Below are 21,916 nucleotides of genomic sequence, written 5' to 3' on the forward strand. Positions count from 1 at the left end.
AGTCGTCTCCGCGTGCAACCGTCGAGTTTTGTGATTGGCCTCGCGATTTAGAGCCTTGGAAAGCCGAATCCACGTTTGCGGATCATCCAGTCGCAGAGCGTTGCGGGGTGTCTGCCCATCGAAGAACGTTTGGGGTATATCCTTCCAGTTCTCGAGCGCGTCGCCGTGGTGTTCGACGAGAGACGTTATCAGGAAGCAGAGGAGTCGATGATCTCCCGTCCCATATTGCGTTTCGCAGATGGCTCGCTGCGGATCTCCGGCTACGAAGGCGGCCCATGCTCGCATTAAGCTTTCCATGATGTGCGCATCCCCCCAAGAGCGCCCAGTCCTTCGCAGCCAGCCAGGCGCAACCTGCCGGGATCGCAACATCGGAATGCGCGCAAGCGATCACCCGGCTTGGCCCGCGATCGGAGCAGGTATCGGCTGTTGATAGTCGAAACCACCTGTCCCTCGCGGATATCTTCGCGACGGCTGATCACCGGGGACGTCCGTATCAGCCGTCCGTCCACGAAGCGTCGTAGATCATCATGGTGAACCCGGCCGACCAAGACATACGCGCCGTTTGACGAGCGGAATGCACGCCACTCATGGAGCTCAGCATCCCACCACTTCTCCTGCCTGTCTCTGACCTCCTTCCTGACCAGAACACCCTCGGAGCAGGTAACGACATGCAGGCGAACGACGTCAGCGAGAGAAGCGGCTTTCAAGGTGAATAATAAGGCCACCTGCCATCTCCTGAAATGGATCTTCCGCGATCCTGACCAGCGTGTCGCTGACCGCCTGCGAAACCAGGGTCATCGCAACCGGTTCGAGCGGATCGAAACCAGCACGCACACTCGCGACGGCGGCCAGACGGACGCCGAAACGTTCGCTGATACGAGACTCCATCTCCGCGACACTGCGTGCGATGCGCGCGACGAAGACTTGCAGTGTACCGGACATGCTGCGGTCCGATATCGTCGCAGTGAACAGGCCGGGCCTGTCCAGCTCAACATTCCCCCCTCCATCCGGCGCGATCGAACCCTCGGCATCCACCTCGGGCAGCACGGCCTCCTCGAGAAACGCATCGATGGTGGCTGGGAGTGCGTCGAAACCCAGAGACAGCCCGTGCAAGAGCATCGCGCGACGAAAATGATCGAGGTCACAGCAGGCAGGGATAGCAGGCCGACCAGCGAACAGCGCTCGAGGGGCATAGAGCCAGTCCATTGCCTCGGCCGGAATGTGCTCTTGGGCGAACCTCGAGCCGGTTGCGCTTGCGATGGCCGCGAGGCGGGCGACCTGGCGTGCCGAAAGCAGGAAAGCTCCGTCGCAGGGCCGATCCTCATCAAGCGGGTCGAGCGGCTCGAGCGCAGAGCAGCGCAATGCATCTGCTCTTCTTGCTCTGAATTCGCTCGAAACGGCAGAATTATCGGATGCAAGCACCATCGGATTCCTCCCATGCAAGAGAAGCCGGCCAGGCGACGCAAGATGATCGCCGACACTGCGGCGAGCGGAGATAGGGACCGCACAGGGGTTATTTCAATAATTCCGGAAATCTCGTTATATTTCGCTATCGTTTCGATATTATTCTCTATTTACAGCAGTTTATACAGCGCCGCCGTCCGGCTTAGAGTAATCGGCGGCAGCCGATAGCCCCGATGGGCCGAGCTCTACCCATTGGGAATTTATCTTCCACTGATTGGGAATGTCTCGCCATCACGAGAGAGTAACGCCTCTGAGGGTCGCGCAATTGCAGCGACGCCCTACCACTTGACCGCACCTCCCTTGAAATTACGGCGCCATGGAGTCGGTGTTCTTCGACACTTTGATTGGAGAACGAAAATGGGATTTCCTGTATTTGACGCAGACATTCTTATCGATCAGTGCGCAGTAGACTTGACTGTACATGTTGGATGTGGACAGTTCATCCAGCCGATCTTGACTGTATTGATGGATCGGGAAGGACATCTTCTCGCCACGTCTCTTGACGTCGATCCGCCGGCCTCTTGGACGGCACTGGAATTGTTGCGTGACGCCGTCACCCGTCAGCGTCACTCCGAGCCGTCGCCTACGCAGACTGGACAGCGCCTTCGGGTGCACATAGCAGGACGGGATAGCGTATCGTGGGAGGTCCTGCGGAGGGCACTTCCGACGTCCTGGGCTATTCCGGACGAACGGGCCATCCGGCCCAACAGCGGGGACTATACTTCCGCGCTGCTGGGGCAGCGCTTATCAAGCGTTGGCTTCCGCCATACAAGTGCAGCACTCAGCGAGACCTCCCGGCGCCGACGAGCGGAAACGACATCCCAGCGCGCGATGACCATCCTGCAGGCGCGCGAGGCCATCACAGGCCTGTTCTCCGATCGATATGAAAGCCACTCCCCCTACCTGCGCCTCCGCCCACAGCAGAGAGACGCCTTTTTATCGACCGCAGAGATCGTTTTCCTCGCGATCTCGCCTCAATCGATTCACGGCCGGCACCCAGCCGCAGCGGGCCCGGTAGCAGCCCGCATGCCCCCGGCCGTTGCCAGGCTCCGCGATCGCCCCACCACTGTCGACCTCACGCGCGTCGCTGACACGGATCGTGACGAAATCCGCCGACGCTTGGCCGCCATCGACCGCTTCCTGCTCGCAGATGGTCGTCGCGGCGTAGCGCGCACAGAGGCGCGCCAACTGGGGATTCCCAAGCACGCCTTCTACCGTCTCGTCCGGACATGGCGATCATCAAAATCGCCAGAAAGCCTGCTGGCCGTTCCGCGAATCAGTGCGGTCGATCCAATGACAGACTCGCAACCTCCTCGTCAGCGGCACATGAAACAGCAGAACAAAATAGCCGATTCTGAATAAAATCTGAACAGATCGTTCATTTCATTACTCGGTATGAGTACTCGTTTCCCGATCAAAAGTCAAGTTTCTTTGCGATGGTACGCTCATCAGGTTCGTTTTAAAGATAAGCACGCACAACCTTGATGGGATGGCGAGAATGCAAACCGTCTTCGCAGAAGAGTCACAGGGTCCTTAGCGGGATCAAGATTCGTCCATATCCAAACGTCAACAATCTCGCGGAGCACTCCGGGGGAATAGGATATTTATGTCTAATCATCATGAAACTCGTCGAAATATTAAACTAGCTTCCGTTTTTCGAAGCAAATCAACAATTAGGCCGCGAAAGAAACCTGATCATCCTTCTGTTGTTTACGAGAACATCGCGGGCGAGCGCCTTGAAGACACGAGAGATCACGCTCCGAATAGGCACGTCACACTCCCGACCGATTGTCCCGGAACCATCGGCAGCAAATTTCACGCCGGCGATCACGTCGTCCGAATTGCTCAAACTGCCAACGGTCAGAGCATGCGCCACCTCACCGGTCGCAAGGCTTTCCAATCGCAGGCGATGTTTCTGCTGAAAGCCCAAGGCGCCTTCCACACGGAGGCCGGTATCGAGCCCTTGATCGCCAAACGGCTTGAATTCGATCCTGCGGTGGTCCGGATGAGAAGCCAGCCACTTCGGGTCGACCTGGTGATCGACGGCAAGCCAGTCTCCTACACGCCCGACATGGCGGTTCTCTTTGACAATGGCGACAGGGCAATCTGGGAAGTGAAACCGGACTGGCATCACCTCCAGGACGATCATTACATGCGCAAGCTCACACTCGCGGCCTTCACGTTTCTGGAGAGGGGCTGGCATTTTCGTACCTTGGTTCGCGCCCAGTTCGATGAGACCAGCTCAGAAACAAACCGTATCATCAACGACAGCATCTCTTTGATGTTTCCGTCGCGCCTGACCGTCATCACCGAGAGCCAAAAAGCGGCAGTCGCCCGGCTGCTGATCGCCGGAAGCTCGACCCTGGGTGCAGTTTGCGCCGTCATCGGAGGTACCGTCGCCGCAGCAAGGGCCCGCGCCTACGCCATGATGGCCCGTCGTCTGATTAACATCGATCTGACCCGTCCCTTGACTGACTCCAGCCCAGTCCATGCGGTCGCAGCGCTACCCGACTATCTGCCGCCACTGCGCTTCTAACCCTCAACAAGCTCGTCCGCATTGCCTCCACCGCTGCGCACACTGCGCGGCGGATTGGTTTCGCGCGCCTCCAAAGCAAGGAAATTGTGATGATCGATACCAGCTGGTCGTCGGCCCCTAATCCCATGGTGTTCAACTTCCCCACAGGCAGCAAATTCGAACTCGATCGGCGTGTCATGTTCTATGAGGGCGAGCTCGGCGACGGTCTGCTCAAATTCATCGATGCCCGCACCGGTTCGCTGGTTCAGATCGTCGATCCGGTGACCGGCGCGTCGAAGCTGCCGGACGTTGCCTGGCTTATCGACCTTATGCGTCGTGGGAAATGCAGGAGATTCGATACCGTCGAGGAGGCCAAGGTCCGTCGACATCGGCCGCAATACGACCACGATGCAATCATCAAGCGCGATGCCAAAGCCGCGCTCCGCCGTTTCGTCGTACTCCAGTTGATCGCCCGCAAGTCGCCATTCAGCGACAATCCAATCAGCGAACATCTCGACCAGATCTGGCGGGATCCGGCCATCGCAAAGAGGTACGGTCCGCGACCGGCGACGACAAGCGCGCGCCGTTGGTATCGCAAAATGGCGGAGCGTGAGACGATCCGGTTGATCGATACGATGTCTATGTCCGGCCGGGTTCCCCGATCTTCGACCGCAAGGATCGATCCCGTTGTTCGCACTATCATCCAGTGGGCTGCCCGATATTACTACACGGACAAGGGGATAAAAATAAAGGACGCCTGCTCCAACGCGGAGAAGCTGATCCGTGAAGAGAATGAACGACGGAAGGTGGCAGGTGGAGTCGAGCTTCCATTGAAAATGGCTTCACGTTCGACGATTTCGCGCGCCATCCACGATATTCGTAGCTTTGATACCGTTGCGGAGAAATTCGGCGCTTCCTTCGCGAAGCGCTATTTTAAGGTCGCCGGCTCCCCTCTCCATACACAGCGACACCTCGAAATCGCGCTGGCCGACGACAAGTTCTGGGATTCGGTTTGCGTTTTCCATGGATCGAACCGCTTGCCCATCGGGCGCCCTTGGCTCTGCGTTATCATGGACGTGCATACGAGATGCATTTTGGGTTGGCGCGTCAGCTTCGAAGGCCCAACCCTTCATTCGGCGATCGAGACCTTTAAGCACGCCTCGCGGCCGAAGGCTCCTACTGATCGCTCAAAGCAATATCCCGTTCTCGAACGCATTGGCGGGCAAATAGCGACGCTCATCGCCGATAACGGTGCAAACTTTGTGTCGGCCGCCTTCGAAGATGCGCTGCTGGATGTCGGCACGACGCTTCAGCTGGCTGCGGTTCGCACTCCAACGCATAAGGCGATGCTCGAGCGCTTTTTCCGCACGCTCGACACGCTCCTCAGCGCCAAGCTGCCGGGCGCCATGCTCGATCCCAGCCTCATGGCCGAAATGGGCTATGATCCGGTCAAGGATTCGGCGTTGACCCTCGCGGAGCTCGATGAGCTGATTACCGAAGCAATTGGGGTCTATCACGTTCAGGATCACTCGGCTCTCGGCATGCAACCCGCACGTGCGTGGGAACTCTCGGAGGCCGCCCACGGTACGAATATTATCGAGAATCCGCATGCCCTCGATCATTTGCTGGGCTCGACCAAGCGCGCGCGCCTAACCAAGAATGGAATCAATCTGGAGGGGCTGTTCTACCGCGACCCTACGGCAACATACGAACTCCTCAATGATTTAGCCGGTCTTCAAAAAGTCGGTGATCGCCTGAGGCACACTGCTTCAGCCTGGGTGAAAATCCGCTTCAACGAGGCGAATCTGGCCGAAATCCATGCTTGGAACGATCGCACTAAGGCTTATGTCAGAATACCTTCCTGCCAGCCGCGATACACCGAGGGCCTGAGCCTTTTCCAGCACCGCCAGATCAAAGCCTGGGCCAAGCGGGAGGCCCGCGCGTTTAACAGTGAAGAAGACCAGCTCGGAGCGCGCCAGGCGCTTAATGATCTGATCCACAAGCTCGCGCCCGACTTGGAGATGCGAGATCGGCGGGCAATGGCTCGAATGTTCAGCTCGGACCGGCTGCAGCGCTATCAGCCTTCAATGCCCGTCCCGGTCGAAACCGTCGTCTCCAACGTCGATGCGACCGGCCACACTATCCAGGTTTCGACCGGGGCCAGCGTCCGCGAGGATGGCGCCCATCTCCCACCGCGCCCAACGTTTGCGCCTGAAAAGTCGAGGGTCGCGACACCGCTCGACGCTTCCATCGAGTCGGCGGCCAGAGGGCCTGACGACGATTGGGATGATATTGACGTCGATAGCTCGGACGATCACCTGTGAGCGCCGCCCCTTTGCCGAAAAGCCCCTTCACCGACGCGGAATTCGTGCCCGTCACCGGCCACCCTGCCCCTCGCATGACGGATGCGGTGATCGCTGAGGTCGCAGCCAAGATCGAAAAGTACGACCAGATTCATGTCGTCACCGATCGGCACGAACAGGCGATGTTCACGTACAAGCGGGTGATGGCGCAGTCAGCTGCGTCCGGTCGCCCCATGTTGGGTGGTCGGATTTTGGGTCCTAGCGGATCGGGCAAGACCACGTCCGCTAGATATTTCAGGGATTGGGTGCTCCGCCAGAACCAGCACGCCCCTGACGACGTGCCGGTTATCATCGCTCCTCTGGATCGGGCGTGCACATCCAGACGCCTCTTCTCATCAATCCTCGACGCCATTGGAGATGATTTTTCCGAGCAGGGTACAGAGGCCATCCTCAAACAGCGCGTCTACAGGTCGCTTCGGCGTCTCAACACGCGCTTGCTGGTGATCGACGAAACCCAACATCTGCGGTTCAGGAGCACCGAAGCAAACGACACCACCGACACGCTGAAGCGCATGTTGGACGATGGTTTATGCCCCGCCATATTCCTTGGCACGGACGAAGCGACTGAGTTCCTCAATCAGAACAAGCAACTCGCCAATCGGCTCATGCCTCCCTGTGATCTCAAACCGCTCGATCGATCGTCGCCGGGCGACCGCAAAATCTTCCATACGTATGTCACCGAGCTCGATTGCGAACTGGCAAAAGCTCAACTCACTGTTGGCAAATCACACCTCACTGAAAAACGCACGTTAAGTTGCCTCTTCGCGATCTCCGGCGGGGTCCTCGGGCGTGTATCGAACCTGATACGCGTAGCGCTTGACCACACACTGTTCCGGGGGGCGACGTCCATCGAGCTCTTCGACCTATCGCATGCAACGACGTCTTGGGCAGTTGCACAGGATTTCATCGGATATAATCCGTTCATTACCGGCGTTCGGGGAGCGCGATAATCGTTATGAGTGAAATTCGAGCCGTGCGATTTTCCGATCAGCCTATCCAGGGAGAAAGCCTTCCGGGCTTCATCACGCGCATTGCCGCAGAAAACGTCCTTGGAAACACTAGGCACATATTCCGCTCAGCTGGGTATCGGAGCGATCATCGGCCCGGGGGCACTAGCCTGCGCGACCACGAGCATATCCCCAGGCTCTCAGCGGTCTTGAAGGTACGGCCGGAAGCATTGGCCCCCCTGCTCAACAGCGGAAACGAATCTGGCCTCGCACATAAATGGCGATCTTTCGGTGGGTCCGTGGTTCTCGACCTCGATCTTTCCTATCGGTACCGTCGATGGTCTTCCCTTGCTCTATCGAGGGCGCCATTCGACCGGATGGCGTGGGCCCATCAGCTCACACCCTATTGCATCGAGACCGGTGAGCTTCTTGTCGAACTTTGCCCCCGATGCTCCAAGCGACTGCGCTGGGGCAAGGTGGTCGCGATCGATCAGTGCGAGCACTGCGAAGCCGACCTGAAAGCATTCCCTGCAGCTATCGTCGATTCCGAGACGCGTCGCAGAATCAATCCTCTTCTCGCGCTCATCAATCCTGATCCACGGATTCATGAGCCCGCCTCATCGCTGTTGGATCATCGTCTTCGAGACCTGGACCGCGGTATTGCTTTCGAGCTGGCCATCCGCCTGTCGGCGCTCTGCGACGTACCCGGCAATTTGCCTGTACGGTCCAAGCTCAAAACCCTTCCCCTTCCGCAGAAGCTGGCGTTTTTGAGTAGAGCAGCTTCCATACTTCGAAGCTGGCCGGATGAGTGGCACCGTGAGATCCACGATACGGTGCACGCAATCGGCATCCTCGAAGCGGCCCAACGGTTCCAAGGGTTTCGTGACGGAGTCAGCCGAGGTACGTTTCCAGCTGGGCTAAGGCCAGCACTCGAAAAGCATATTCCGGAAATCGTCAACTCGAAGCCAAGCTTCTATTCTACGCTCAAGTTCTTCCCAACCTTGATTGGCGTAGCGGAGACCCAGAAGCGGCTAGGCCTACGACCAAAAGAATTTGCGGCACTCCATCAGGCTGGTTTCATCAACGCTAAGGTTTCCGCGACGCGCGGTCACCGCATCTCGGCAGCTTTTGAAGCCGCCGAGATTGATGTCCTTGCCAATAATTTGCGAGATCGCGTTGACGTCGCGACCGTGGCTGAGAAGATCGGAAGCACTCACGCAGCAGTCGACCAACTCGTGGCTCTGGGGCTTGTGACTGAGGTCGACCATCCCATCGTCAAAGCCCATCATAAAAGGAAGCAAATTTTGCCTTCAAGCTTTGAGCTGATGCTGCAAAAGCTGCACTCCAATAAGTGTACCATGCGCGAACCCACGATTAGCCTCCGCGCTTTACTTCAGGGCATCGGGGGGCGCGAGAAGCCCATTGGCCCCATATTCCGGGAGATGCTTGGCAAGGCACTCCCTTACAGCATCGAGCCGCGCGGAAAAATGCTGATTGATCAGGTCCATATCCCCAAAAAGGATGCGGCGCGCGTGAGAAAAATGCACTTCGACGAAAATAGCGCGCGCTTCAAACCGGAAATGCGAATCTCACAACGAGACGCCATCATCATTCTAAACATTACCCCACCGGCGATGTCCGTCGCGATGAACTCGATATTCGTTGCATATGTTCACGACGACAAAAAGCTTGATCGTGATGCAGTACTTAATGTCGCCATGTCGCGAATCTCCCGGAGCGAGATAAATTCTCGGTGGATTGACGACCTGAGACAAATCTCTCCGGATTTCAGTGTCATCAATCTACCGAAAATCGATGCCCTCGGACGTGATCGAGCCGCCGTAGAGGCCTACTTCGGCGACTCGGTTGATCAAGAAATTCCGTCAACAGCATGATGCCTTCGACACCATCCCCAGTGTCACGGATTGAGGTGCGGGTGCCCCGCACCTCAGCTTGAGGCATCGTCGCCGCCCTAATCGCTGCACATCGGTGATGACCAAGTGATGGCTCCGAAACCCGCGATATCGTCCGTTGTAATGCCATGCGCGAGCAGCTCAAATTGCTCACAGACGGCAGCATCGAGGCCGTGAGCCACCGCCGGCTCGCGGATCGCGCAAATGCTAAAGGCCCGCCCGGACATGATCGCAATCCGCAAAACCCGACATAAGGAGTTGCTCGGCGCGGCCGGGATCGAGCCTCTGAGACCGTTCTAGACGCTGTTCGTCCAGGACATCGTTTTAAAGGACCCCGCGCCGTCCGGGCCGGACGCTCGCGCCCCGCCGTCAGCCAAGATCGAGACGCATCATCCCGTCCGCCGGCGGTGCCGACGTTGCCGCTGATCAGCACCAACAGCAGCAGCGGCAGCAAGACCAGCATCCTGGGCGCCGGCGGCCGAGCCAAGGCCGGTACCGGCCGATGCCGATGATCGTCGTCAGCGAGAAGGCGGCGGGGGAGGTGGGACGCCCCGCCCCCGCTGGCGCGGTCGTCTCGCGTCCCGCCCTACCGAACCCCGTGCCGATAGGTCGCACGGCGCTCCAGGAAATAGCGACCGATATCGAACAGCGGGTCCGCCCAGCGGTGCAGGGCCAAGCTGTCCGCCCTTCTGGCCGCCACCACCTCCGCCATCTGCGGCAGCACCATCATCGCCGGAACGTCCGAACCCCTGCCTCCCGGTCCGCGCTTTGGCGGGAGATACAGGTAGCGCGGATCGACCGCCTGCAGCGCCTCGAACGCCACGTCCAGGTGGGGATCGTCCTTGCAGAACAGAACGCGGTCCGTGTGGCACAGATGATCCAGCGCTGAGGCGTCGAGATGATAAGGCGTGACCCGCGCCGACACCTCCTCCACGCGCGGCAGGCAACGCTTGTGGATATCGACGAACTGCTGCAGCCGCCACCACAGCGCGAGGCGGTGAGATGCGCCATGGTGGTTCAGGATAATGTAGCAATCATCCCATGTCTGGTGCGCCAGCGGGAATATGTCGCGTTCGCTCCCCACCAGCTGCGTCTGGATCGATTGCCACAGCCTCTCCCCCTCCGCCTGGTCCAACGGGCCAAATGTCTCGACATGCGCGAAGGCGTCCCCGGGGCAGAGGTTCATCTGCTCCGGCAGGCGCGCGATGTTGAAGGCGAACGGGCCGTTCACCTGCAAGACGCCCTGGATCGAATTGACCGGAACCCGGGCTTCGAACATCTCCCCCGGCTTGATCAGCGACCGGAGCGCCTCAATCGCGGGATGCTTCCGCGTTCCCGCGTCGCTCACCACGCCATCGACGAGACCCTCCATCACGTAGAACGGGATGTCATTGTCGGGATGAATGGGACTGCAATAGACTAGGCTGATCGCCAGGCACGCTTCGACGGCCGCGGCATGTCTGGCGCTCACCACCTCGTCGTGCGGTGCCTTGAACCAATTTTTCATACGGTGGGACTCCTCGTGGAAAACAAGCCCGCCGCGGTCCACGGCCAAGTGGAGCGCGCGACCGACACGGCCGGCTGGCGCGTCGATCAGGACGAGTCATCCTCCTCCTCCTCCTCCTCCTCCTCGCCCTCCGGCTCCGGCTCGCCAAGAAACGCCGCCAGCTGCTTCTTCGAGGGCTTAGCGAAGCTCTCGAAACGCTCGAGGTCAACGAGATCGTTCCCGTGCGAAAAGAACAACCGGGTGAAGGCAAGGCGTCCGCCGAAGCCCTCCGATCGCGTCTCCCCATAGGCGCTCTTCTCGCCGGCGACGGCCCAGATGGCGATGAGGCCCTGTCGCTGCAGGAGGTCTAGAAAGGCCGCGCGGTCGACCAGCGCGGCGCTGCGCCCATTCATCGACACCGACGGATCCATGAACCGCGTCGTCCCGCCCGCGTCCCGATACTCGATCGACCGACCGTCGGTCAGGCGCAGGCCCAACCCGTCCATCAGCCATTTGGCGGGAAGGTGCAGGTTGATGTTCTCGCTGATCGACCCGTCATAGCCATTCGCTTCCGCGATATATTCGGCCGTCGTCGGCCGCACCGTGAGCGTCGGCACGCCCTCGCCCCATCGGCCGCGAACCTGCCAGTCCTCGATCCAGTCGTCATGGTCGGGGTCGAGCGTCCGCCACGGGAACTCCCCGAGCAGAATCCCGAAGTCCGCGCCCTCCGCAGACGGTAGCGCCGAGGGATCGGTCAACGACTCCGCGATCAGCATCGACAGCGCGGCGGAAAAATCCTCCTTCCGCACCACCATGCAGCCGACCCGCCGCCAGGCCTCGCAATGCATCTCGTCCGTTGGCCCGCTCCAGGTCTCGAACCCCTTCAGCACCAGCCAATCCCGCCCATCGAACGGAGACGTCACCGCAATATTGTCGTCGCCGTCGAGAATGTCGTCGGATCCATGCAACCAGGCGATCGCCTCCGCCGGCGTGCGCGCCGTCAGGCCCGGCTCGGCGCCGATCCAGAACGCCTTGCTGTCGAAGCGCCGCCAGCCATCGTCCTGGGTGCGGTCGAGCAACAGCGACGGGTCAATGTTGCGCAGGCGATCATAGGCGCCGCGATCCGGCAGGGGCTCGAGATTGTCGGCCATCCGCGCTGCCAGCTCATAAAGCGCCAGCCATTGATATTTCTTGCCGATCCGCTCGACATCATGGCGATGCCGATCGCTGCGGCGACCGCGATCGAACGCGCCATGCCGCTCCTGCGTCCACCCCAGCGCATGGGCCCGCATTGTCACCCAGCGGCGCGCCCACCCGAGATTGAACTCCGCCGGCCCGCGTCGCGCCCATCGCGACGCCCGGCCTCCCGCACGCCAATGCTCCGCCTGCGTCCGCCAATGTTCGAAAGCTTCCGGTCCCACCACCGCCTTGAAGTGCGCCTTCGCAGCCTCGATGCGCTTGCGCGCATCGGGGTTCAGAAAGCCGCGATCGCCATGCTCCTGCGCCATCGTCCGCACCAGCGCGTCATGGGCCTGCTTCATCTCGGGCGTCGCAGAGGCGTCGAACCGCGCGAACCAGGTCGCCCGGAGATCGTCGATGGTGGGAAGCGGATCGGTTCCGATCGGAGCCGGGCTCCAGTCCTTCACTACCGACTCCAGCACATAGCGCGCGAAATCGCCATTGTCGCACGACGCAACGATTTCATTGCGCGCCAGGAAGCCGTCGCTCCGACTTCGAGTGAAGCCCGCGATGATCTCGTCCGGGACCTGCTCGATCGGCCAAGCACTGCGGAAAGGGCCTTCGAGGTCGGCGCGCTCGAGCGTCTCGACCGTCGCGCCCCTGTCCCGGGCATAGGCGATCAATCCCGCCGCATGTTGCCGCAGGAGCGCGTTGGCGGGCGGCGCCCGATCGGCGAAGAGGTGCCAATACAGGCTGAGCGCGACAGTCATGAGCTCGGAGTCCGCCCACCGCCCCTGCAGCGCCGCCCCATAGAGCGCCGCCACCACTCGCTCAGTCACATAGACGTCGTCGACCAGCCGGAAGCTATCCCAAATCTGGAAGGCCAGCAGGCCGCGATCGGCGAACAGCGCGACCAACGCCTTGGTCGCCCGATCACGTAGTACGCGGCTCGAGGCAGAGAGGAACCAAGCGAGCTGCGTCGCCGCAAGCTCCGCGCGCTCGGGCACGACCCGCGACTGGTCGACATTCCAGGCCCAGCGGACCAGGTTCTGCGCCCGCCGCGATGTGGCGAGATGAACCGACCACCATGCATCCCGGTCCGGCATCGGCCGTGCCCTCAACGCCTCGTCGAGGAAACGCACGTTGAAGGGATGGTGCGGTTCGGTCGCCAGCGCGATAAGCGTCTCCAGCCGCGATGCCTCGTCGCCTAGGGCGACGCACAGCTCCCAAGTGCGCGCGGTGAAGGCGTCGGGCCGACGGGCCAGAAGGCTATGTTCGAACGGCGCGGTCAGCCACAGCCCGTCCGGCAGGCCGGGAAGATCGGCCAGCTCCACGCCAAAGCGTTCGGGCAGCTGGACCGCCAGCGCCTCGAGCAGGCCTTCAACGATCTCGGACCCGGGATCCGACAACGCATCACGCAGCGGCGTGCCAGCAGCACACGCCGGTGACCTCGCGCCGACCACAAGGCTGCGATCCAGCAAATCCGACACGATCGCATGATCGCCGACCCGCTCGAAGGTGAAGCGAACCACCTGATCCGCGCCGGGGCTCGAGACATCGTCCTGTTCGACCGACAGCAGGCCCTCATTCTCCAGCTGGAACAGCAGATCACGCCCGAGGTCATCGCCGTCATGGACGGCCCGGACCAGCGCGTCCGCGCGCTCGAAGCCGACCTGCCCCCGCCCCTTGGCCGCCATCTCGCGCGCCAGCAAGCGCGTCGCCTTGGCGGCCAGCTCACGCCGCGGCGCTGTGCCCAGGGCACCGTCGACCCGACGCGCGACCGCGCCATGATAGAGGCTGAGCACGTCGCTGATGCTGCCCAGATTCTCCGGCAGCAGCACCTCGCCGTCCGCGCGCAGCGCATCGCAGGTCAGCCGCAGGAACAGCGGATTGCACAGCTCGTCGAGCTGGACAGGGCTTTCCGGCACACTGATGCCGCGCCGCGCGAGATAGCGGATGACATCTTCATCGTCGAAGCCGACATGGTCCACGCGCGGCAGGCGAGTCCGGTCGAGCGTGGCCGGCACAACGATCGGCTCATAGGTCGTGCGGCAGGACAGCACCACAGCGATCCACGGGAAGTCACGAAGGTCGTTGAGCAGACCGGGCAGCCGCTCGGGCCAGATTTGCTGCCCGTTCTTCTCGTTCAGGGCATCGATCGCAATCAGCGTCCGGACACCCGATGCCTCCCCCGCCGCATTGAGCGCGCCGAGGAACTGCTTCGTCTGGAGATGATGCGGCAGATCGAGATCCCGCCGAATCTCACCCCATGGCTCTGCATCCGGGAGCTTGCCACCCAGCACCATCAGCGCCGGGCGTCCCTGGGCCAGTTGATAGGCGCAGGCATCGGCGAGCAGATGCGACTTACCGGTTCCTGCATCACCGACCACGAGAAAGGCGCGAATATCGAGATGCCTCCACCGATCCTCGTCCAGATCGCGGCGTACCGATCGCAGCACCTCCGCCAGACGATGAATCGCCACCATCTCCCGCGACGGGCTTTCGATCTCCTCCGTCCCGCGACGGGTCTCGATCCACCCTAGGGTGCTGCCGAGCGCGACGTCGATGCGCGCGACCAGCGCGTCTAGCGGGAACGGAGTTGCGGTTTCGGCGGCGAGACGCCGTAACTCGCTCGCCAGCGCCGACGCGGCCGCCACGACAGGCCTGGTGGCCTCATCCTCTGCCGGCGCAAGACGCGTCTCGATCTTCGACGCCAGCGCCTTCAGATCGCCGAAGATCGTTGGGTCGCGCAGTGAGCCGAGAATGGTCTGTCGCACCGGCAGATCAACATGGCTCTCCGGACTGTAGCGATCGCCAAGGCCCGCCTTGGTGCGCTCAAAGGCCTTCTTGAACCACGCGTTAGTCAGCATCTCCTGGTCGAACCAGAAGGCGACCCGCCCCGCCGACCGGGGGGTGCTGTCGGTCAGCCGCAGCTTAAGACGATGCGCGTCCCACCAATCGATCTCGATCACCCGACCTGATGACGCGGCCTCACGGATCCGGCCTTCGCGCCATGCGTCCCATTTGCTCAACGCCGTGTGCACCCCATCCCGGCGCGGATCCGAGATGTCGAACGGAAAACAGGCGATGAAACGACGCATGGCGGGATGTCGGGCGAGCGCCCGGGTGAGCGACCCGTCGAGCGATCCGATCATGCTGGCGAAGTCCGAATAATATTTTACCTGCCAGCCAGTTTCGGCCCCATCGGCATGGGTGACGAAGCATTCCACGCCCCCGTCGCCACCTCGGCCCTTACGGTCGAAGCGCACGCGGTCCGCGATTGGTTCATCGCTGGCTAGCTGGCAACACAACTCTTCGAACGCATCGGCCTGCGTCCCATGATGATGGCGGATCCGGTCGAAATCGATATCGGGAAGCGACATAAGGCAGGCTAATTATCCAATTTGAACTTGGCCGATGATCTTGCGGATGCACACAGCAGATATAGCGGCAATATAGAAGTCCCCAAAGGTGCCGATGCCCAATATCTCGATTAAAATTCTTCCATCCATTCGATGTCACTCGCATCAATCGGCGTGAGATGTCCGCGTGAATGCGATCGCATCCTGATCTTGTCTGGCTATCCAGACCTCGCTTTAGATAGGATGACGCGTCCATCACGAGCCAGCCCGAACATACCGGGCTTAGCCAGATGAGATCGCGAAGATTGTTGCATTTCTCCAACCTGATTCATCGCTCTCTAGTTACACGCTCGTATGCGGGTGCGCTTTCGCAAGCGATCGCCGCCGGTCGCCTCCTCATGTTCCACGCGCGAAACCAGGGATCTCCCTCGGCGATGGTTCGAGCAACCGGCATATCCGGCGAAAAGTCACGGATATGGCGGGGTACCGGCTGCTTGCCCTTGCGTCGCTTTCCCATCAGATCAGCGCCAGCTGCTCGGCCCGGTCCATCAGTATGGGACGCGCCCGCAGCGCGGCCTCGACCGCCTGGCGATAATGAACCGTTTCCCGGCGCTCAGCTTCCGCGAACGGAACCGCGCCGTTCCATTCCTCGCCCGGATAGACGGCGTCGTAAATTTCCTGGACGGCGGCACGTAGCCGCGCGTCATGCTGCAAGCGCTGCGGCATCGCTATTGCTCCTTAACGGTTCCGCCGACTCGGCGGCTCGCTCAATGATAGAACAAACGAGGAACACCAAAAAGGAGGCGATCATCGGACGTTCCTCGCCGAGAGGCGCGCCCGCATCCGCCAGCCACGGCTCAGGATGCGTTTTCACCCGGACATCCGCATCCATCCGGCGAAACCCCAGATGCCAGCTCAAAGCGTCTCTCGAGCGACCTTTAACGTGATATCGTTGAATGTCGGGCAAAACGAGCTATGCTGTCGTACGAGGTCGCCCATGCTGTTCGAACTGGAAATCGAGAATTTCTTTTCCATCCGCGATAAGCAGGTGGTGGATTTGCGTGTCGCCGCCAATGCGCCGGACCTGCCGGGACGCTTCGCTCCGATCTGGCCTGGCTCGGCCGAACGGGCGTCCAAGGTCATCGCGATTTTCGGGCCCAACGCATCGGGAAAATCGACCGTACTTCGGGCGCTCTCGTTCATCACCTGGTTCGTACGCGACAGCTTCCAGCTCGTGCCCAACTCGCGACTTCCCTACGAACGCTTCAACAGCAATGACACGCTCGACGCGCCGACCCGACTCTCGATCTCGTTCGCAGGCCTGTCGGACCTGGAGGACGCGACGTCCGAAGGGTGCCGATATACGTACAGCGTCGAAATCGGCGGCCTGCGTGACCAACCCCAGCATATCCGGTGGGAAGCCCTGCACTTCTGGCCCTCGCCGTCGCGGCGTAAGGTCCGGCTCTTCGAACGAGATCGCGACGGCAAAGTCTCAGCCGCCTCGGCGTTCGGACTGACCGGCTTTCGGCAAGCACTCGAAAAGGTCCTGCGTCCCAATGTCAGCGTGATCTCGACGCTCGCCCAACTCAAACATCCGTTCGCGACGAAGCTCTGGGAAGCCGCCAACTCGGTCTCGACGAACATCCTGATCGAGCGTGCCGAAGGTCTCGAAGACCTGATGGTGCGGCACTATGCGGATAATCCCAAGCTCGTCGAAACGCTGAACCGGGAAATCGAGCGCATTGATCTCGGCATCCGCGGAATGCGCATGGAGCACGGTCCTAGCGGGCCTATCGCCCTGTTCATGCATGAAGGCCATGACGGGCCCATGCCGCTGATCCTCGAAAGCCATGGCACGCGGCTGTTCCTGCGTCTCTATCCGTTTCTGATCAATGCGCTTGAAACAGGCGGGATGGCGGTGATCGACGAACTCGACACCGCCATCCACCCGCTGGTCCTGCCCGAGATTCTGCGCTGGTTCCACGACCCCGACCGCAACCCGCACAATGCCCAGCTCTGGATGACCTGTCACAATGCATCCCTGCTCGAGGAGCTGGTCAAGGAGGAGGTGCTGTTCTGCATCAAGTCACAGACCGGGCGCACAGAGGTCTATGCGCTGCAGGATGTCCAGGCGGTGCGGCGTGACGAGAATCACTACCGCAAGTATCTGGGAGGGGCGTACGGAGCCCTCCCTCATATCGGATGAGACCGCAGCGCCGGATCGTCGCGCAACGCCGCCGGCTGTTCGTCGGATGCGAAGGCGAGAGCGAGCAGGCCTATGTAGCCCTGCTCTCGCGACTGGCGGAGGCTCAGCGCCTGTCCGTCCATCTCGACGCCGTGCTGCTGCGTCCCGGCGGCGGAGACCCGCTCGGACTGGTCGAACTCGCGGTGAAAAAAGCCGCCGAGCGCGAACGCAAGCATGGCCGGTTCGACGCGCGCTTCGTGCTGCTGGATAATGATCGATTGGGGGCCGCTCCCGCACGGGACGCCCGAATCGATCCCGCGATCGCGCAGGCGCATCTCCAGCTGATCTGGCAGCATACGTGTCACGAGGCCCTGCTCCTGCGACACCTTGAGGGCTGCACGCAACTTCGCCCGGCGAGCACCCAGCTCGCGATCGCTGCCCTTGAAGCGAGGTGGCCGACCTATCGTAAGGGCATGGCTGCCGCGCGGCTCGCTGACCGGATCGAACTTGCCGCCATAGAGCGCGTCAGCCAGGTCGAGCCCGGACTTGCAGCGCTACTCGATGTCGCCGGCTTCCTATGACGCGCGTCTGCTGATGGCGCGGATCCGTATATCGCGGCCCAAGGCAGAGGTCCCTACCCCTGGAAGCGGGGACGCAGTTTCGGGCGGTCCGGCTTCGGCACGATAACCGGGTCCGCATCACGGCTACGCCGCTCGATATCGACCGGCGAAAGCCGGCCACGGACCGCCGGATCATTGAAGAAGGGACGGATCGCATCGATGTCCTTCTCGGCGACCGGAGAACTTCGGTTCGCGAGCGCCTGGTACAGAGCCTGGACGGGTAGGCCAAACTGCTGCCGTGGCTCGCTGGCATCACGCTCGAAGCTGCCGGAGACATGCGCACGCGCGTCATCATGCAGCGTGCGCACATCAATGACGATGCGAAGATCCTCGTTATCGGCTTGCTCGATGCGCACGGCGCGCAGGAAGGACCAGAGCGTGTAATCTTCATCGTGAAGGATGATCTGGCGCTGGGTCTTCCTGAATTGAGCCTCTTCCACCGCATGCCCGAGCCGCCGGATCGGCAGCATCGCCGCCAGAACCCCCGCGACGCTCGCCGCGTCTGCGGCAGTGGAATGAAAAAGCGTCCGCGCGATCACGTAGAGAGCGGCCGCTTGTGCATCTCTCGTCGCCGAGCGAGACGCGATCAGCAAGTCCGTCAAAACCGCGAATGTGTTGCTCTTGCGGGCGGCGAAGTCCCGATTTCCGGATCGCAGGAAAAAGGTGAGCCACAGCAACCAGGGCGCTTCCGTGGGATCCTTGATTTCGACAAGCAGATCGTGGCCGAGCCTGGAAAACAGCTCGAATCCCGCGAGTGGAATCCGGTTGCCACGAACCCCGGCGAGGGCCGCCAACCAGTTGAGCGCGGTAGCCTGCCGTTGCTCCGACAGCTGAGCGCCGGCAACGATGAACCCGATCACCTCCCCGGTGATGCTCCCGGTCACCGTTTCGAACCAGTTGCTCGCGTTCGGGTCACGCTGAAGGAGGTCGGTGGTGATGAGATATTCGGCGACCAAGAATTCCTGAATCGACCGGTGGAAATAGATGGTGTCCGACCCCTTTTCGACCAGGCACCCTTGGATGAGCTCGCGTCGTGTCTCCTCGCGTCCCAGCGAATGCTGGATATCACGCGTCGCCTCGACACATAGTCGCTGCGGGATGTCCGCGAGCGTCGTGGTCGATGCGCCGCCGCGCTCCCACAGCCACCAGGCGAGGCTGGCATTGAAGTTGCGCCGGACCTCGAGCGGGAAATCCGCGTCGCGGCCCTTCTTGTCGACTTCGCGCTGGAGCAAAAAATGCACGAAGGTATCGAACAGCTCATAAACGGACATGTCAGGCCGTAGATGCTCGGGCTGGAGTGCAATCTCGCAGAGCATCTGCGCGTGGACCGGCCGCACCAGCAGCTCGTCATAGTTGCCGCCAACAAGTTCGGCGATCCGGTGTTGAATCCACTGAGGATCCGGTGCCTGCCCCTGCCGCGCACGCTCGGCCAGGACCGGCAAATAGCGTCTCACATAGGTTCGCGCTTCCTCGAGGGAAAAGCCACGGATTTCCACATGGCGATAGGGCCGCCGGCCGGCCGCCCGGATAACCCGCCCCGCCCCGGTGCGCTGAACGCCATCCATCACGGATCGAAACTCGATCTCATCGTGGAAGGCCGTATCGCGGCCGAGCACCAGGATACGCGCCGCGCCCTCGTCGAGGCGCATCAGCTCGCTGAGCGCCTTGCTGAACTTCGCCGGCGTCATGCCGTGCTTCATCTCGTCGAAGCCGTCGTAGATGATCAGGAAGCGGCCTTCCCGATTGAGCGCGCTGAAGGTCTCGAAGTGATAATTATGGACCCGGTGCTGGCTGGCCAGCACCTTACCGACCAGGCCGTCGATCGCCTGCTCGTCCGCGATTTCGCCCAACCTGATCAAAATCGGCACGCGCTGGGTTCGATCAGCGAGAGCGGCCTTGGCCATTGTCGCGGCCAGATGGGTGGCAAAGGTCGACTTGCCCTTACCATAGGGGCCGAGCACGAAAAGCGGAGACGCCTCATCCGCATCCATCCAGGCGCGGACAAGCGCCCCGAGATCCTCGCCATCGGGTGTCTCGGGAGGGATATAGTATTCGCCGAGCCGGCTCGCGTCGTAAGCGCTCGCCAGCTCCTTCAGGTATGAATCGAGCAGGAGCAGCCGCCGTTGCAGTTCCGCGAAAGTCATCGCCTTCATCTTGCGGTCGGCTGCCTCGACCGCCTGCCGGCCGGCGGGGCTGATCGGCCCTTTCGAGATGAGCCAGGCATGGTCGATCATGCCCCCGTTGATCAGCAGCTGATGCTCATTGGCAAACTTGCTGCATTCGTCGATCGGAAGAGTGCCGGAATAGTCCTTGGCCTCGAAGGCATAGAGCAACTCGCCCGCCAGCTCGTCCTTCGCGTAGACACCCTTCACGTCGACATTCTTGTGCCCAACGCGGATCTCGGTTTCGGCGCGAAAGCCCGCAGCCCGCAGCAAGCTCGCCACCTGGTCCCGGAATATGTTGCCGCGCTGGGTCGTGCTCGTCATCGATCTGATCTGCCTGATGATGCTGTCGTCGTCGCAGAAACTGGACGCAAGATGGGGGCAACCTGAAGCCAAACGCCGAAATCATCCAGTCGTTTTAGACGCCGCCCTTCCGTGTCCGCGCTTCAAAAAATGCAGGCCCGGAACCGCGCTAGACGATCACAATCGTCGGCTTCGCAACGAAAGGATTCAGGACGCGGACATCCCGACCTGCGAAATCCTTTACGTTGCGCGTTACAACGACCAGGTCATTCACCCGTGCTGTGGCTGCCAGCCCGGCATCGCGCTGGTTCTTGCCCTTAACACCGACCAGTTTCGCCCATTCGGCATATTCCTTGGTGCCGACAGGGATGACCCGATCCTCGAACAGCGTCTCAAGCTTCGCGATCTCGGCAAGTTTTAAATCGACGTCGGCCCAGTCCGCCCCTTTTGCGAGGCGGCGCTTGCGCTCCCGCTCCAAACCTTCGCGCTTCTCAAAAAAGGTCAGAGCGCTCAAACGCAGGGCGTCGTCATCGACCGTTGCGAGCCATGCACGAACATGGGAATTCCCTTTCGGCCCCATTTCCTGCAACACGTTGAGATCAATCAGATAGAGGGTCACGGAATTGGTCGATCGAAATGTCGACCGGCTCACCAGCGTCCATCTCAAGCACGCCCGACGACACCAGGGCTGCCGCAGCGCGCTTGAGACTCAACGCCGGATAGGGGCGCCCCTTCTTGGGATAAGCGCGGGCATATTCGATTGCCCGGTTCACCTGCTTCAGCGTGAGGCTCGGATAATCCTCAAGCGTCTCCTTGACCCCCTGCCCTTCGGCCAGTGCGGCGATTTTATAGACTGATTTGTCCGTCCCCTTGAGGACAGGTTCCTTACCGGTTCTCTCGTCGATACCGGCCCGCATATCCTTGAGAGTGCGATAGCGCTTGAGAAGCGCAGCCGTAGCTTCCTTGATCGAAACGTCGAATGGCCCCACCCGGACAGCCTTCGTGCCGAGGTCCGCGGCCCGTATCGCCTCGTAAAGCTTACGACGCCCCGCCGGGGTCAACGTTTCGGTCAGATCTCGACCAAAGGAAAAATACAGCAGTTCCGGCGTGCCGAGAGTGCGCACCGTGCGGGTGACCGTCGGAGGGATCTGAACATAGGCGGCGCGGGATGCCCGCCTTACGCTTCGGCGACCAGCGAGCGCCCGCGAGCGCTTCCCCTTGGTCTTGCTCGGCTTTGCCGGCTCAACCACAACCTCGTTGCGACGCTCGACCTCGCCGCGATCGATGGCGCGACTCAGTTCCTCCTGCGGGCGACCGAGGAGAAATTCCGCTTCCTTGAGCGTGACGGGGCCAATCTCTTGAATCATCATGATCTCTAATACGGCCCAATCTAAGGGGCCATTAGCGATCGCGCAAC

General features: G+C 61.2%; 15 protein-coding genes. 7 read left to right on the top strand and 8 right to left on the bottom strand.

Annotated elements, in window-relative coordinates:
* Positions 1-684: 684 nt before the first annotated feature.
* The gene (locus ST3T6A_RS0101555) at positions 685-1,425 is read right to left on the bottom strand and encodes a hypothetical protein (protein ID WP_157602288.1); all 741 of its coding nucleotides are present in this window, start codon (positions 1,423-1,425) and stop codon (positions 685-687) included.
* Positions 1,426-2,295: 870 nt separating this feature from the next.
* On the opposite strand from ST3T6A_RS0101555, the gene ST3T6A_RS21325 reads away from it, so the two are divergent.
* The 5 genes from ST3T6A_RS21325 (at position 2,296) to ST3T6A_RS21330 (ending at position 9,184) form a co-directional block, all read left to right on the top strand.
* Complete coding sequence (locus ST3T6A_RS21325) at positions 2,296-2,826, top strand: hypothetical protein (protein WP_157602291.1); 531 nt, start codon at positions 2,296-2,298, stop codon at positions 2,824-2,826.
* A 505-nt stretch (positions 2,827-3,331) separates the two neighbouring features.
* Positions 3,332-4,000, top strand: coding sequence for a TnsA endonuclease N-terminal domain-containing protein (locus tag ST3T6A_RS0101565; protein WP_037537409.1), 669 nt, complete (start codon positions 3,332-3,334; stop codon positions 3,998-4,000).
* A gap of 89 nt (positions 4,001-4,089) precedes the next feature.
* Positions 4,090-6,303, top strand: coding sequence for a DDE-type integrase/transposase/recombinase (locus ST3T6A_RS19050; RefSeq protein WP_019831131.1), 2,214 nt, complete (start codon positions 4,090-4,092; stop codon positions 6,301-6,303).
* Positions 6,300-7,292, top strand: coding sequence for a TniB family NTP-binding protein (locus ST3T6A_RS19055; RefSeq protein WP_019831132.1), 993 nt, complete (start codon positions 6,300-6,302; stop codon positions 7,290-7,292). Before ST3T6A_RS19050 ends, ST3T6A_RS19055 begins: the two co-directional genes overlap by 4 nt.
* A gap of 473 nt (positions 7,293-7,765) precedes the next feature.
* Complete coding sequence (locus ST3T6A_RS21330) at positions 7,766-9,184, top strand: hypothetical protein (protein ID WP_157602294.1); 1,419 nt, start codon at positions 7,766-7,768, stop codon at positions 9,182-9,184.
* Between the two features lie 604 nt (positions 9,185-9,788).
* Here the strand turns inward: ST3T6A_RS21330 and ST3T6A_RS0101595 are convergent.
* The 4 genes from ST3T6A_RS0101595 to ST3T6A_RS21335 form a co-directional block, all read right to left on the bottom strand.
* Positions 9,789-10,709 carry a hypothetical protein gene (locus ST3T6A_RS0101595; protein ID WP_019831136.1) on the bottom strand — a complete coding sequence of 307 codons (921 nt, stop codon included), beginning with the start codon at positions 10,707-10,709 and terminating at the stop codon, positions 9,789-9,791.
* A gap of 86 nt (positions 10,710-10,795) precedes the next feature.
* Positions 10,796-15,250, bottom strand: coding sequence for a hypothetical protein (locus tag ST3T6A_RS0101600; RefSeq protein ID WP_019831137.1), 4,455 nt, complete (start codon positions 15,248-15,250; stop codon positions 10,796-10,798).
* Between the two features lie 495 nt (positions 15,251-15,745).
* Complete coding sequence (locus ST3T6A_RS0101605; RefSeq protein ID WP_019831138.1) at positions 15,746-15,955, bottom strand: hypothetical protein; 210 nt, start codon at positions 15,953-15,955, stop codon at positions 15,746-15,748.
* Positions 15,933-16,148 carry a hypothetical protein gene (locus ST3T6A_RS21335; protein ID WP_157602297.1) on the bottom strand — a complete coding sequence of 72 codons (216 nt, stop codon included), beginning with the start codon at positions 16,146-16,148 and terminating at the stop codon, positions 15,933-15,935. The genes ST3T6A_RS0101605 and ST3T6A_RS21335 overlap by 23 nt, the downstream gene beginning before the upstream one ends.
* Positions 16,149-16,226: 78 nt before the next feature.
* Here ST3T6A_RS21335 and ST3T6A_RS0101610 point away from each other — a divergent pair, with 78 nt between their 5' ends.
* Complete coding sequence (locus tag ST3T6A_RS0101610) at positions 16,227-17,435, top strand: AAA family ATPase (RefSeq protein ID WP_019831139.1); 1,209 nt, start codon at positions 16,227-16,229, stop codon at positions 17,433-17,435.
* Positions 17,432-17,995, top strand: coding sequence for an RloB domain-containing protein (locus tag ST3T6A_RS0101615; RefSeq protein ID WP_019831140.1), 564 nt, complete (start codon positions 17,432-17,434; stop codon positions 17,993-17,995). The genes ST3T6A_RS0101610 and ST3T6A_RS0101615 overlap by 4 nt, the downstream gene beginning before the upstream one ends.
* Positions 17,996-18,048: 53 nt before the next feature.
* Here ST3T6A_RS0101615 and ST3T6A_RS0101620 read toward each other — a convergent pair whose 3' ends face one another.
* From ST3T6A_RS0101620 to ST3T6A_RS20670, 3 genes are all read right to left on the bottom strand, one after another.
* Positions 18,049-20,520, bottom strand: a complete 2,472-nt coding sequence (locus ST3T6A_RS0101620; RefSeq protein ID WP_020415550.1) for an NACHT domain-containing protein — start codon at positions 20,518-20,520, stop codon at positions 18,049-18,051.
* A gap of 148 nt (positions 20,521-20,668) precedes the next feature.
* Complete coding sequence (locus ST3T6A_RS0101625; protein WP_026359339.1) at positions 20,669-21,118, bottom strand: PIN domain-containing protein; 450 nt, start codon at positions 21,116-21,118, stop codon at positions 20,669-20,671.
* Positions 21,099-21,869 (bottom strand): DUF433 domain-containing protein, encoded by a 771-nt coding sequence (locus ST3T6A_RS20670; RefSeq protein WP_019831142.1) that lies wholly within the window; start codon positions 21,867-21,869, stop codon positions 21,099-21,101. The genes ST3T6A_RS0101625 and ST3T6A_RS20670 overlap by 20 nt, the downstream gene beginning before the upstream one ends.
* Positions 21,870-21,916: the final 47 nt, after the last annotated feature.

It is taken from the genome of Sphingomonas sp. PR090111-T3T-6A (genome assembly GCF_000383095.1).
Lineage (GTDB): Bacteria > Pseudomonadota > Alphaproteobacteria > Sphingomonadales > Sphingomonadaceae > Solisphingomonas.